The following is a 12,924-nucleotide window of genomic DNA, read 5'->3' as shown; positions in this document are numbered from 1 at the left end:
ATCGCCGAGGTCAAACGCTCGGTGCAGGCGGCCCGCGGCACTGCCGACCAGAGCTCGGCGATCGCCAGCGAAACCAGCGCCGGCATGGAGCAGCAGTACCGCCAGGTCGACCAGGTGGCCACCGCCTCCCACGAAATGAGTGCCACCGCCCAGGACGTCGCCCGCAGCGCCGCCCAGGCCGCGCAGGCTGCCCGCGAGGCCGACCAGGCCACCCGCGAAGGCCTGACGGTGATCGACCACACCACCCAGCGCATCGACGCCCTGGCCGCCGACATGAGCCAGGCCATGGCCGAAGTCGAGGGCTTGGCGCACAACAGCGAGAAGATCGGCTCGGTGCTGGAGGTGATCCGCTCGATCGCCGAGCAGACCAACCTGCTGGCCCTCAACGCCGCCATCGAAGCGGCCCGCGCCGGTGAAGCCGGCCGTGGCTTTGCCGTGGTCGCCGATGAAGTGCGCAACCTGGCGCAACGTACCCAGGAGTCGGTGGAAGAAACCCGCCAGGTGATCGAGGCCCTGCAGGCCGGCACCCGGGAAGTGGTCGGCGCCATGGACAACAGCCACCGCCAGGCCCAGGGCGGCGTGCAGCAGGTTGGCCAGGCGGTCACGGCGCTGCAGCGCATCGGCCAGGCGGTCAGCGTGATCACCGACATGAACCTGCAGATCGCCTCGGCCGCCGAGGAGCAGAGCGCGGTGGCCGAGGAAATCAACAGCAACGTGGCGACCATCCGCGATGTCACCGAGTCGCTGTCGGGCCAGGCCAACGAATCGGCGCGGGTCAGCCAGTCGCTGAACAGCCTGGCCAACCAGCAACAGGCGCTGATGGACCAGTTCCGCGTCTAACCCCTCTAGCGCAGAGGCCGCTGCTGCCACCCCGGCAGGCGGCCTCGAGCCTTCGTCTACACTTGCCCGCACCTGGTATGACAACCCGTGAGGTGCAGATGAAGAAAATTCCAACGCTGCTGGCCGGCCTGCTGCTCACCGTGGGCCTGGCCAGCACCGACAGCGCCGCCTCGGCCGAGCAGCGCGCGCCGATCCACTTTGGCGCCATCAACTGGGAAAGCGGCGCGCTGACCACCGAGATACTGCGCCTGATCGTCGAGCGTGGTTACGGCTACCCCACCGACACCCTGCCCGGCAGCACCGTGAGCATGGAAGTGGCGCTGGCACGCAATGACCTGCAGGTGGTCGCCGAAGAATGGGCCGGGCGCAGCCCCGCCTGGGTCAAGGCCGAAGCGGCCGGCCAGGTGTTCGCCCTGGGCGACACGGTGAAGAACGCCGAAGAAGGCTGGTGGGTACCGGCCTACGTGATCAAGGGCGATGCGGCGCGCGGCATCGCGCCGGCCGCCCCCGAGCTGCGCAGCGTCGAAGACCTCAAGCGCTACCCCGAGGTGTTCGCCGACCCCGAAGCCCCCGGCAAGGGCCGCTTCCTCAACAGCCCCAGCGGCTGGACCTCGGAAATCGTCAACACCCAGAAACTCAAGGCCTACGGGCTCGATGGCCTGTACAACAACTTTCGCAGCGGCACCGGCGCGGCGCTGGACGCCGAAGTCGATTCGTCCATCCGCCGCGGCAAACCCGTGCTGTTCTACTACTGGAGCCCCACTCCGCTGATCGGCCGCCACGACCTGGTGCGGCTGCAGGAGCCGCCGTTCAATGCCGACAACTGGGCCACCCTGCTCGACCCCAGCAACCCCCACCCACAAGGCAGCCAGTCGTTGCCGGCGAAGCTGTCGATCGGTGTGTCCAAGGCGTTTCGCGAGGGCCACCCGGAGCTGGTGGCGGTGTTCGAGAAGGTCGACTTGCCGATCGGCCTGCTGAACAAGACCCTGGCGCAGATGAGCGAAAAACGCCTGGCACCGGAAAAGGCCGCGCAAGCGTTCATGCGCGACCACCCTGAGGTGTGGAAGCCCTGGTTGCCGGCCGACATCGCCGCCAAGGTGGCCAGCAACCTGTGACCGCGCGGGCCTTCAGTAGCGGATCATCACCGACTTCAACTCGGTGTAGTCGTCGATGAACGCGCTGCCGAACTCGCGCCCCACCCCGGAGGCCTTGCTGCCGCCGAACGGCACCGCCGGGTCGAGGAAGGTGTGCATGTTGACCCACACCGTGCCGGCCTCGATCTGCGGGATCAGCCGCAGCGCCTTGGACAGGTCGTTGGTCCACAAACTGGCAGTGAGGCCGTAGGGGCTGTCGTTCATCAACGCCACCAGCTGCGCCTCGTCATCGAACGGCAGCACGCAGACGATCGGGCCGAAGGTTTCCTCATGCAGCAGCGGGTCGTGGGCGTCGTTGGCCAGCACCACCGTCGGTTCGACGAAGTAACCCGGCCGGTCGAGCGCCTTGGCGCCGCACACCACGGTGTTGTTGGCCCGGGCACGCTCGAAGAAGCCGAGAATCTTCTGCAGGTGCGCGGCGTTGGCCAGGGGCCCAAACTGGGCTTCGGGGTCCAGCGCCGAGCCGATCTTCAACTGCCCCAGCGCCGCGCCCAGCTTGCGGGTGACTTCATCGACCTTGCTGCGGTGCACGTACAAGCGCTCGGGCGATGCGCACACCTGGCCCTGGTGCACATAGGCGGTCTGCACGATGCCGGCCACCGCAGCGTCAACATCCACATCGGCCAGCAAGGCGGCTGCGTTCTTGCCGCCCAGCTCCAGGGTGGCGCGGGTCAGGTTGGCCGCCATCGCCGCCTTGCCCACGGCAATGCCGGTGGGCACTGAGCCGGTGAAGGCGACCTTGGCCACGTTGGGGTGCTCGATCAGCCGCTGGCCCACGGCGCCGCGGCCGTTGACCACGTTCAAGGCGCCGGCCGGCACCCCGGCTTCGATCGCCAGCTCAGCGATGCGCAGCAGCGTCAGCGGCGTGAACTCGCTGGGCTTGATCACGATGGTGCAGCCGGTGACCAGCGCCGAGGCGATCTTCCAGATGCCGATCATCACCGAGAAATTCCACGGCACGATGCCGGCCACCACACCCACCGGCTCGCGCAGGGTGAAGGCGGTGTAGCGCTCGCCGGCGAACGAGGGGATCGACGGGGTCATGGTCTGCCCGGTGATCTTGCTCGCCCAGCCAGCGAAGTAGCGCAGGAAGACTACACTCTGAGCGATTTCCAAGCCCCGCGAGAGGTTGATCGACTTGCCCGAGCACAGGGTTTCGAGCTGCGCCAGTTCTTCGCCATGGGCCTCGATCAGGTCGGCCAGGCGGTTGAGCACCACCCCCTTCTGATACGGCGACACCTCGGCCCAGGCGCCCTTGAAAGCCTGCCGGGCGCTGGCCACGGCACGCGCCACTTCGGCTTCGCTGGCCTCGGCGACCCGGCTGATGACCGCCGCGCTGGAGGGGTCATGCACCTCGATCGATGGCCCCGCCTCGCCCGCCAGGTACTGGCCCTCGATGAAGTGGCCATGGGGCCTGACGAGGAATTCGACCACGGCAGGTAACAGCTGGATATCGCTCATGACATGACTCCTGGGTTGGCAGCGCAAAAAGTGTGCAGGCCGATCTTCCGGTGCCCGGCCACTTGCCTGCCAGCCCTGCCCGGCGTTTTGTCAGGGAGCCACAAGAGAATGTCACGCTGGCCAAAGCAGCGCCTCGAGGCAGGCGGCACACTGCGATGACTGCGATTTCTGCATAACCCATAACAACATCGGAGATAGCCAATGCGTCGCGTCGACAGGCTCAGCATCTCGGCGGCCCTGGCCTTGGCCCTGGCCGCGAGCACCAGCGCGGTGCGGGCCGAGCTGCCCGCCGAAGAGATCGGTAGCAACACCCTGCCGTTCCCCCCGGACCCTCACCGCGTCTACATCCTGGATGTGGACTTCAAGAACCCCATCGCCGGCAAGGTGGTGGTGGTCGACCCCAAGGCCAAGCGCATGCTGGGCATGACCACCAACGCCTTCGTCGCCCCCACCGCGCTCAGCCCCGACAACCGCACCCTGTACTCGGCCAACCTGTTCTATTCGCGTGGCACCTACGGCGAGCGCACCGACGTGCTGGTGGCCTGGGACACCCAGACCCTGCGCCCGCAATGGGAAGTGGTGCTGCCGGCCAAGCGCGCCAGCACCCTGACCGAGAAGTACGCCATGGGCATCAGCGCCGACAGCAAGCTGGCCTATGTCTTCAACCTCACCCCGTCAACCTCGGTGACCGTGGTCGACACCCAGGCGCGCAAGGTCGCCAGCGAAGTGGCCATCAGCGGCTGCGTGCTCAACTACCCGGTGGGCAAGCGCAGCTTCGCCTCGCTGTGCGGTGACGGCCAGCTGCTGCTGGTGACCCTGGACGACCAGGGCCAGGAAGTGTCGCGCACGCAAACCCCATTCTTCGACCCGAACAAGGTGCGCCTGAACGAACGCGCCATCGCCAGCGGCGACACCTACTACTTCACCACCACCCGTGGCGAGGTGTACCCGGTGAGCTTCGAAGGCGGCAAGACCAAGCCGCTGCCGACCTGGTCGCTGGTCACTGACCAGGAGCGCAGCCAAGGCTGGGCGCCCGGCGGCTGGCAGGCGCTGGCCGTGGCCCCGGGCCTGAACCGCCTGTATGCGCTGATGCACGACCAGCACAGCGACGGCAAATGGGAAGACCCGAGCACCACCATCTGGTCGTTCGACCTCAAGACCGGCAAGAAGCTCGCCACCCTGGAGTCGCCAAAACCGGTGTGGAGCCTGCAGGCCAGCCACGACAAGGCGCCGATCCTGGTGGCCACCGACCTGGAAGGCGGCGTGCAGTTCTTCGACCTGGCCAGCAACCAGCACAGCGGCGCGATGGACCAGGTTGCCGCCACTCCCGTGCTCACCCTGGCCCCTTGGTAAACAGGAGAACCGACCATGCTCGACCCTGTCCTGGTGATTGCCGCCAGTACCGCACTGGCCGCCCTGCTGGCCAGCGCGGCCAGCCACAAGTGGCGTGACTGGCGCGCCTTCAACGCCATCGTGCGCGCCTACCAGGTGCTGCCCAATGCGCTGGTGCCCGGCGCCACGGCCAGCCTGGCGCTGGCCGAACTGGCCCTGGCGCTGGCCTTGCTGCTGCCTGCCACGCGCAGCCTGGCGGCGCTTGGCGTGGTGCTGCTGATGGCGCTGTACGCCAGCGCCATCGGCCTCAACCTGTGGCGCGGGCGCCGCGACATCGACTGCGGCTGCTCCGGCCCCGGCGCCGCGCAACCGCTGCGCCCGGTGCTGCTGCTGCGCAACCTGGCGATTGCCCTGCTCGCGGGCCTTGCGGCCTGGCCCATGGCCGACCGCGCCCTGGGCGCGCTGGATATCTTCGTGGTGATCGCGGCCGGTGCCGTGGCGCTGCTGATTCATGTAGCGGTGGATGGCCTGTTGGCCAACCAGCCGCGTCTTGCCAAATTGACTGGGAGATAACCCCATGCAACTGCTCATCGCATCGAACATCCTGCTCTGGCTGCTGCTGATCGCCGTGGCCTTCACGGTCATGGCCCTGGTGCGCCAGATTGGCGTGCTGCACGGGCGCATCGCCCCGGCAGGCGCCTTGATGGTGGACAAGGGCGTCACCGTCAACGACCCGGCCCCACAAGTGACCGCCGCCGACCGCCACGGCCGCCCGGTGAACATCGGCTACCGCACCGAGCGCTCGCAGCTGCTGTTCTTCCTCGCCCCCGGCTGCCCGGTGTGCAAGTCGCTGCTGCCGGCGGTGAAGTCGATCGCCAGGGACAACAGCGGCGAGCTGGACGTGATCTACGTCAGCGACGGCGATTTCGCCGAGCAGCAGGCGCTGATCGAGGCCAACGGCCTGCAGCAGGCCACTTATGTGGTCGGCCCGGAAATTGGCATGACCTACCAGATCGGCAAGCTGCCTTATGCCGTGCTCATCGACCCGGCCGGCACCTTGCGCGCCAAGGGCCTGGTCAACTCCCGCGAACACCTCGACAGCCTGTTCGAAACCGTGCACCTGGGCAGTGCCAGCCTGCAGCACTACCTGCACGGCGAGCACCAGCACGACCACGGCCATGACCACGCCCACCCCCACAGCGCGCAGCACTGATCGCGGAGCACACCATGAGTTTTCTCGACAAACTGTTTGAACGCTCCAGCCGCCACGTCGCCCACACCACCTCGCGGCGCAAGGTGCTGGCCCGCCTTGGCTCGCTGATCGTGGCCGGCGCCGCGCTGCCGGTGCTGCTGCCGATCGACCGCACCGCCAAGGCACTGGCCGCCGATGAGCCGAAGATGGGCGACCCGGGCGACCCGACCAGTTGCGACTACTGGCGCAACTGCTCGATCGACGGCTTCCTCTGCTCGTGCTGCGGCGGCTCGATCACCTCGTGCCCACCGGGCACCGACGCCTCGCTGGTGACCTGGATCGGCACCTGCCGCAACCCGGCCGATGGCAAGAACTACATCATTTCGTACAACGACTGCTGCGGCAAACACGCCTGCGGCCAGTGCGCCTGCTCGCGCAACGACGACGAACAGCCGCTGTACCGGCCGTTCAACAACAACGACATCAACTGGTGCCTGGGGGCCGAGTCGAAGATCTACAACTGCACCGTCACCATCATCCGCGGCGTGGCGGTGTAGCGCCATGAAGGGTGTGACGGCGCTCCTGCTGCTGTGCCTGCTGGCGCCGCTGGCCCAGGCCAGGACCTTGCCCAACCCCAACCAGCGCCCGGCGCCGGGCAACGAGGTGCCCCCGGTACCGATCGCCCAGGCCGGGTACTCGACGCCAGTGAACTACCAGCTGCAGTGCGCCGGTTGCCACCGCGACCATGGCGAGGGCTCGGCGGCCAACGACACACCGCGCATGCAGGGCTTTGTCGGCAACTTCCTGCGCGTGCCCGGGGGCCGGGAGTTTCTGGTGCGGGTGCCGGGGATCTCCCAGTCGGCGCTCAACGATCAGCAGATTGCCGATTTGCTCAACTGGCTGCTGGCCGAGGGTGGCATGGCGGGCGCCAGCACCCCCGAGCAATGGCAGCCTTAAAGCGGTGAGGAAGTGCAGCGGGTGCGCCATACCAGCATGCTCAACCTGCCCCACGTGCGGGCCGGGTTGATCGAAGCGATGCAGGCCAAGGGGATCGTCATCGGCGACGGGCTTGGCCACTGAATCACGCAAGCGTTGTGCCTTCAGCCCGCTCGGTCAGCGGGCTTTTTTTTTGCCTTCGAGGGCCCTATCGCTGGCAAGCCAGCTCCCACAGGGGCACTCCACCTGTGGGAGCTGGCTTGCCAGCGATAGGGCCCTCGATAAAAACTCAATGATCTAAGAATATGAATTCTTATTCTTTTTTATTTACTCTGAACTCCTCTATAACTTTCCCAACTGTACAGCCGCCAACACCCGGCCAACTGTCTGCAGCGCAACACCGAATCAACAACCAACGCCCACAAGGCAACACCGGTAGCCGCCACCAATGGCACGCAACCTGTTGATTCATAACAAAATTCAAACCCGGCACGACGATTGCTCAAGCAAAGTCCCGCTTATAACAACCGGAGACCTGCCATGAGCGCCCCCCTCAACGTCGTTGCCCTGTCCGGCGGCACTACCCGCCCTTCGCGTACCCTGGCCCTGACCGAGGCCATCCTCGCCGAACTCGGCCAGCACCTGAACATCAAGCCGCACCTGATCGAGCTGGGCGACATCGCCCGCCCCCTGGGCGCCGCGCTGTGGCGCAGCGAACTGCCCGAGCAGGTGGAGCAGCAGCTGCGCCTGGTGGAAAAGGCCGACCTGCTGGTGGTCGCCTCACCGGTCTACCGCGGCAGCTTCCCCGGCCACTTCAAGCACCTGTTCGACCTGATCGGCCAGGACGCCCTGGTCGACACCCCGGTGCTGCTGGCCGCCACCGGCGGCAGCGAACGCCATGCGCTGGTGCTCGACCACCAGCTGCGCCCGCTGTTCAGCTTCCTGCAGGCCCTGACCCTGCCGATCGGCGTGTACGCAAGCCAGGCGGAGCTGGCCGACTATCAGGTGTCCAGTGACGCCTTGAACGCCCGCATCCGCCTCGCCGCCGAGCGCGCCGTGCCGCTGTTCGGCGCCCACCATGCGCTGCGCAAGAGCGCCTGAGGAGCGGCCATGAATGCACCGGTAACCCCCGCCCAGCGCCCCGCCCTGGTGATTGCCCGCGAACTGGCCGGGCAGTTCGCCCAGAGCGCCGTCGAGCGTGACGAGCGCGGCGGCACGCCCAAGGCCGAGCGCGATGCGCTGCGCGCCAGCGGCCTGCTGTCGCTGGCCATCCCCCAGGCCTTCGGCGGCCAGGGCGCCAGCTGGCAGCAAACCTTCGAGGTGGTGCGCGAGTTCGCCCGCGTCGACAGCTCCCTGGCCCACGTGTTCGGCTTTCATCACCTGATGCTGGCCACCGTGCGCCTGTTTTCGCGCCCCGAACAGTGGCAGCCGTGGTTCGAACAGACCGCGCGCAAGCACTGGTTCTGGGGCAACGCACTCAACCCGCTGGACACCCGCACGGTGGTCAAGCACTTCGATGGCTGGTGCGAGTTCTCCGGCAAGAAGAGCTTCTGCTCCGGCGCCAGCGACTCGGAAATGCTGATTGCTTCGGCCGTGGACGAACGCGCCGGCGGCAAGCTGCTGATTGCCGCGATCCCCACCGGCCGCACCGGCATCACCCTGCACAACGACTGGAACAACATCGGCCAGCGCCAGACCGACAGTGGCAGCGCCACCTTCGAGCGGGTGCGGGTCGAGCTGGGCGAGCTGCTGCTCGACCCCGGCCCACTGAGCACGCCATTCGCCGCCCTGCGGCCACTGATCGCCCAGCTGCATTTCGCCAACCTGTTCCTCGGCATCGCCGAGGGCGCCTTCGACGAGGCGCGCCACTACACCCTCAAGGAAAGCCGGCCGTGGTTCCGCTCAGGCGCCACCAGCAGCGCCGACGACCCCTACGTGCTGCGCCACTACGGCGAGTTCTGGGTGGGCCTGGAAAGCATGCGCCTGCTGATCGAACGGGCCGCCGCGCAACTGGACCGGGCCTGGGCCAAGGAACATGCGCTCAGCGCCGAAGAGCGCGGCGACCTGGCCCTGGCCATCGGCACCGCCAAGGTCGCGGCCACGCGCCACGGCCTGGACATCTGCAACCGCCTGTTCGAAGTCACCGGCGCGCGCGCCACCCATGCTTCGCTGCGCTTCGACCGCCATTGGCGCAACCTGAGAACGCAAACCCTGCACGACCCCGTGGACTACCGCATCCACGAGCTCGGCGAGTGGGCCCTCAGCGACAAGCGCCCTGCCCCATCCTTCTATTCCTAAGGATCGCCCATGCAACTGCTGACCCTCCCCCCGTCCCCGCAACTGGCTACCTCGATCAGGGCGACCGCACAGGTCTTCGAAGACCCTAAATCGCAGGCGCTGCTCGCCCACCTGCAACAGGTCGCCCCCAGCGAGGCCAGCGTCCTGATCATCGGCGAAACCGGCACGGGCAAGGAGCTGGTCGCACGCCACAGCCACAACCTCAGCGGCCGGCGCAACGGCCCGTTCGTGGCGGTCAACTGCGGCGCGTTCTCCGAGTCGCTGGTGGAGGCCGAGCTATTTGGCCATGAAAAAGGCGCCTTCACCGGCGCCCTGGCGGCCAAGGCCGGCTGGTTCGAGGAAGCCAACGGCGGCACGCTGTTTCTCGACGAGATCGGTGATCTGCCGCTGCCGATCCAGGTCAAGCTGCTGCGCGTGCTGCAGGAGCGCGAGGTGGTGCGCCTCGGCTCGCGCAAGAGCATCCCGATCAATGTGCGGGTGCTGGCGGCGACCAACGTGCAGCTGGAGAAGGCCATCAATGCCGGGCATTTTCGTGAGGACCTGTACTACCGGCTGAACGTGGTGACCCTGCAGCTGCACCCGCTGCGCGATCGGCCGGGCGATATCCTGCCGCTGGCCCGGCACTTCATCCGCAGCTACAGCGAGCGGCTGAACTACGGCCCGGTGGAGCTGAGCCCCAAGGCCCAGGCCAAGCTGGTCGAGTACAGCTGGCCGGGCAACATTCGCGAGCTGGAGAACGTGATCCACCACAGCCTGCTGACCTGCGGCGACGGCTTGGTACAGGCGCAGGATCTGCGCTTGTCCAACCTGCGCCTGGAGCGCCAGGAGGAAGAGCCGACGAGCAATGGCGTGGACGACCTGCTGTTGCAGGCGTTCAGCCGCTTGTACGAGGAGCAGCCGGGGGATTTGTACGAGAAGGTCGAGAATGCGTTGCTGCGTTCGGCGTATCACTTCTGCCATTACAACCAGGTGCATACCGCGCAGTTGCTGGGCTTGTCGCGCAACGTCACCCGCACCCGGCTGATTGCGATTGGCGAGTTGGTGGTGAACAAGCGGCGGGTGCAGGAAGAGCAGGTGCTCGATGCTCGGGTGGTGCGGTTGTCGATCTGAGCTTTGCAGCGCCTGCATCGGCCTCTTCGCGGGGCAAGCCCCGCGGATACCATCAGCTCGCCAACCGGCGGAACACCCCCGCCGACAACCCACACAGCGCAGCGCACACCAGCATCACCGTGGCGATGTCCGCCACCGACGTTTCGCTGCGCCCCTCCAGCCCGGCCAGTACACCCAGCAGCACGCCAGCCAGGCTGACCGACAAGGCCATGGTCAACTGCACCGACATCGCCGACAACGAACTGGCCGCCGCAGAGCGCTCGCCCGGCACATCCTGATAGCTGGCCGCACCCAGGGTGGAAAACTGCAGCGAGCGCACCAGCCCCGCCGCGAACAGCACCAGCGCCATCAGCCACACCGCCGTGTCCCGATCGAAAGCGGCGCACAACGCGATGCCCGCGCCACTGAGCACGGCATTGGCGCTCAGTACCCGCCGGTAGCCATAGCGGCGCACCAGCGGCACGGCCAGCAACTTCATCAGCAACGCACCGACACCACCGCTGACCACCAGCCAACCGGCCGCCAGCGGGCTCATGCCCAGGCAGTTCTGCAACAGCAGCACGATCAGAAAGGGCTGCGCCGCCGAGCCCAGGCGAAACAGCCCGCCCCCCGCCTGGGCCACGCCGAAGCTGCGCAGGCGCAGCAACGACAAGTCGACCAAGGGGTTGGGGTGCTGGCGCGCATGCAGCAGGTAGCCCAAGGCACACAGCACGCCACCGCCGACCAGCGCCAGCGCCCAGGCCTTGGGCAACTGGCCAAGCCCCAGCGACTCCAGGCCGAACACCAGCATGGCCAACGCCCCGCCGCTGAGCAGCAGCCCGCGTACGTCCAGGCGCGGCACCGGGCGTGCCGGGTAGTCCGGCACATGGCGCACGATCAGCCAGCAGCCGACCAGGCAGATCGGCAGGTTGACCAGAAAAATCCAGTGCCACGACAGCACCGTCACCAGCAAACCGCCCAGCAGCGGCCCGAGCAGCGGCCCCACCAGCGCCGGCAAGGCCAGCCAGGACATGGCCTGCAGCAACTGCTCGCGGCTCGACCAACGCAGGATGATCACCTGCCCCACCGGCGTCATCAGCGCCCCGGCCGCGCCCTGCAGCATGCGCCCCAGGCACAGCTGCCACAGCGTGTCGGCCAGCGCGCAGGCCAGCGAGGCAGCGGTGAACAGGCCCATCGCCACAAGCATCACCTGGCGCGGGCGAAAGCGCTCGGCGGCCCAGCCGCTGACCGGCACGCACAGCGCCAGGGCCAGCATGTACAGCGACACCACCAGGTTCATGCGCAGGCCCGGCTCGCCAAAGTCGGCGGCCATCTGCGGCAAGGCGGTCATCACCGCCGTGCTGTCGAGCAGCTCCATGAACAGCGCGGCGCCGATGATCACCGGCACCTTGGGGCTTTGCAGATGGCCGGCGAGCAACGCCGGCTGGGCGGTCAAAACAGCCCCGACACAGGCGGCTGGGTGCCCTTGAGCTGCCAGGCGCCGACCACCGCCGCCTTCCACTGGCGCGGGTTGTGGTTGGCCACGGTGCGGGCGTTGCGCCAGTGGCGGTCGAGGTTGTGCTGGCGCCCGGTGGTGGAAGCGCCGCCCACGTCGAACAGCGTCTCGGCCGCCTTGAGCGCCAGCTCCGCAACCAGGTACTGGGCTTGCGCCACCTCGATGGCGGCCTGCTCCACGGCCGCCTCGTCCAGGTTCGCCGCCCAGGCCTTGTCGATGCTCGCGGCAGCCTTGAGCACCAGGGCTTGCGCGCCGTAGGCACGGGCAGCGATATCGCCCACCGACAGCTCCACGTAAGGGTCGTCCACCGAGCGGCTGGCGCTGCTGTGCTTGATCGGCCGGGCGTGTTCGCGGGCAAAGCGCACGGCGTCGTTCAGCGCGTTGCGGGCAATGCCGGCCAGCACCGTGCCGAGGAACAGCTGCAGGAAGGGCGTGACGAGGGTGCGCTTGCCCTCCTCCACGGTGCGCGTGCGAATGTCGCCGGCCTCGACCCGCACATTGCGCAGGTGCGTGGTGCCGCTGGCGGTCAGGCGCTGGCCCATGGCGTCGAAGTCGTCGACCAGCTCCAGGCCTTCGCGGTCGCGCGGCAGGATGAACGACACCGGCTGCTCGTGCTCGTCCAGGGCCACGGCGCTGACGTAGTCGGCGAACAGCGCGCCGGTGCTGTAGAACTTGCTGCCGTTGGCGCGAAAGTGCTCGCCCTCGCGCACCAGGCGCGCGGCGATGGCGCCGTTGGCGCCGCCCAGCTCCCAGCCGGCATTGCCGATCACCGCGCCGTCCAGGTAGCGGGCGAACCAGCGCTCGCGTTCCTGCTCGGCGCCTTCGGCCCTGGACACCAGCAGGCCTTCGACGAAGGCGAAACCGGGGCGCAGGGCCTGGGCGACGTTGGAGTCGACTGACGCGACGTGCAGCAGCAGGTCGATCACGTCCGCGACGCTGCCACCGGGGCCGCCGTACTGGGTGGGGATGCGCACGGTGTAGAGGCCGGCGGCGGCGAGCTGGGCGATGGCCTGGTGGGGGAGCTGGCGGTCACGCTCGCGCTGGGCGGCGCCTTCGCCGATGGCGGGGAGCAGGGCCAGGATGCGGGCTTTGAGTGCTGCGATGCT

At 67.8% G+C, this 12,924-nt stretch carries 12 protein-coding genes and 1 pseudogene; 10 read left to right on the top strand and 3 right to left on the bottom strand.

Going from position 1 to position 12,924, the window contains the following annotated elements:
* Positions 1-84 precede the first annotated feature (84 nt).
* Together L6D75_RS27625 and L6D75_RS14690 are read left to right on the top strand one after the other, a co-directional pair.
* On the top strand, positions 85-840 hold the full coding sequence (locus L6D75_RS27625; RefSeq protein ID WP_409521158.1) for a methyl-accepting chemotaxis protein: 756 nt from the start codon (positions 85-87) through the stop codon (positions 838-840).
* A gap of 98 nt (positions 841-938) precedes the next feature.
* A complete protein-coding gene (locus L6D75_RS14690; protein WP_176516923.1) occupies positions 939-1,955 on the top strand; it encodes an ABC transporter substrate-binding protein in 1,017 nt (338 codons plus the stop codon).
* A gap of 12 nt (positions 1,956-1,967) precedes the next feature.
* On the opposite strand, the gene L6D75_RS14685 is transcribed toward L6D75_RS14690, so the two are convergent.
* Positions 1,968-3,455, bottom strand: a complete 1,488-nt coding sequence (locus L6D75_RS14685) for an aldehyde dehydrogenase family protein (RefSeq protein ID WP_176516921.1) — start codon at positions 3,453-3,455, stop codon at positions 1,968-1,970.
* A gap of 201 nt (positions 3,456-3,656) precedes the next feature.
* On the opposite strand from L6D75_RS14685, the gene L6D75_RS14680 reads away from it, so the two are divergent.
* The 8 genes and pseudogenes from L6D75_RS14680 to sfnR all read left to right on the top strand — a co-directional run bounded on the left by L6D75_RS14680 (position 3,657) and on the right by sfnR (position 10,323).
* Positions 3,657-4,808 carry an amine dehydrogenase large subunit gene (locus tag L6D75_RS14680; protein WP_176516919.1) on the top strand — a complete coding sequence of 384 codons (1,152 nt, stop codon included), beginning with the start codon at positions 3,657-3,659 and terminating at the stop codon, positions 4,806-4,808.
* Positions 4,809-4,823: 15 nt separating this feature from the next.
* The gene (locus tag L6D75_RS14675) at positions 4,824-5,360 is read left to right on the top strand and encodes a MauE/DoxX family redox-associated membrane protein (RefSeq protein ID WP_176516917.1); all 537 of its coding nucleotides are present in this window, start codon (positions 4,824-4,826) and stop codon (positions 5,358-5,360) included.
* 4 nt (positions 5,361-5,364) lie between these two features.
* Positions 5,365-6,000, top strand: coding sequence for a methylamine dehydrogenase accessory protein MauD (gene mauD / locus L6D75_RS14670; protein ID WP_176516915.1), 636 nt, complete (start codon positions 5,365-5,367; stop codon positions 5,998-6,000).
* Between the two features lie 14 nt (positions 6,001-6,014).
* Positions 6,015-6,536: a methylamine dehydrogenase light chain gene (locus L6D75_RS14665; protein ID WP_176516913.1), complete on the top strand. Its 522-nt coding sequence runs from the start codon at positions 6,015-6,017 to the stop codon at positions 6,534-6,536.
* A 4-nt stretch (positions 6,537-6,540) separates the two neighbouring features.
* A pseudogene (locus L6D75_RS14660) lies at positions 6,541-7,059 on the top strand (cytochrome C).
* Between the two features lie 396 nt (positions 7,060-7,455).
* Positions 7,456-8,016, top strand: coding sequence for an FMN reductase (gene msuE, locus L6D75_RS14655; protein WP_176516911.1), 561 nt, complete (start codon positions 7,456-7,458; stop codon positions 8,014-8,016).
* A gap of 9 nt (positions 8,017-8,025) precedes the next feature.
* On the top strand, positions 8,026-9,213 hold the full coding sequence (locus L6D75_RS14650; RefSeq protein WP_176516909.1) for an acyl-CoA dehydrogenase family protein: 1,188 nt from the start codon (positions 8,026-8,028) through the stop codon (positions 9,211-9,213).
* Positions 9,214-9,222: 9 nt separating this feature from the next.
* Positions 9,223-10,323: a sigma54-dependent transcriptional activator SfnR gene (gene sfnR, locus L6D75_RS14645; RefSeq protein ID WP_176516907.1), complete on the top strand. Its 1,101-nt coding sequence runs from the start codon at positions 9,223-9,225 to the stop codon at positions 10,321-10,323.
* Between the two features lie 52 nt (positions 10,324-10,375).
* Here sfnR and L6D75_RS14640 read toward each other — a convergent pair whose 3' ends face one another.
* Together L6D75_RS14640 and L6D75_RS14635 are read right to left on the bottom strand one after the other, a co-directional pair.
* Complete coding sequence (locus L6D75_RS14640; protein ID WP_176516905.1) at positions 10,376-11,758, bottom strand: MFS transporter; 1,383 nt, start codon at positions 11,756-11,758, stop codon at positions 10,376-10,378.
* A partial coding sequence (locus L6D75_RS14635; RefSeq protein WP_236193661.1) for an acyl-CoA dehydrogenase family protein occupies positions 11,755-12,924 on the bottom strand: 1,170 nt, incomplete at its 5' end. The genes L6D75_RS14635 and L6D75_RS14640, both read right to left, overlap by 4 nt.

Origin of the sequence: Pseudomonas faucium, from assembly GCF_021602585.1 — a bacterium.
Lineage (GTDB): Bacteria > Pseudomonadota > Gammaproteobacteria > Pseudomonadales > Pseudomonadaceae > Aquipseudomonas > Aquipseudomonas faucium.
This window is presented reverse-complemented; position numbering and strand designations above follow the sequence as displayed.

Coding starts and splice junctions, on each gene's coding strand:
- L6D75_RS14665 (WP_176516913.1), top strand. CDS start 6,015: ATGAGTTTTCTCGACAAACTGTTTGAACGCTCCAGCCGCCACGTCGCC.
- L6D75_RS27625 (WP_409521158.1), top strand. CDS start 85: ATGGAGCAGCAGTACCGCCAGGTCGACCAGGTGGCCACCGCCTCCCAC.
- sfnR (WP_176516907.1), top strand. CDS start 9,223: ATGCAACTGCTGACCCTCCCCCCGTCCCCGCAACTGGCTACCTCGATC.
- L6D75_RS14675 (WP_176516917.1), top strand. CDS start 4,824: ATGCTCGACCCTGTCCTGGTGATTGCCGCCAGTACCGCACTGGCCGCC.
- L6D75_RS14690 (WP_176516923.1), top strand. CDS start 939: ATGAAGAAAATTCCAACGCTGCTGGCCGGCCTGCTGCTCACCGTGGGC.
- L6D75_RS14685 (WP_176516921.1), bottom strand. CDS start 3,455: ATGAGCGATATCCAGCTGTTACCTGCCGTGGTCGAATTCCTCGTCAGG.
- msuE (WP_176516911.1), top strand. CDS start 7,456: ATGAGCGCCCCCCTCAACGTCGTTGCCCTGTCCGGCGGCACTACCCGC.
- L6D75_RS14650 (WP_176516909.1), top strand. CDS start 8,026: ATGAATGCACCGGTAACCCCCGCCCAGCGCCCCGCCCTGGTGATTGCC.
- mauD (WP_176516915.1), top strand. CDS start 5,365: ATGCAACTGCTCATCGCATCGAACATCCTGCTCTGGCTGCTGCTGATC.
- L6D75_RS14680 (WP_176516919.1), top strand. CDS start 3,657: ATGCGTCGCGTCGACAGGCTCAGCATCTCGGCGGCCCTGGCCTTGGCC.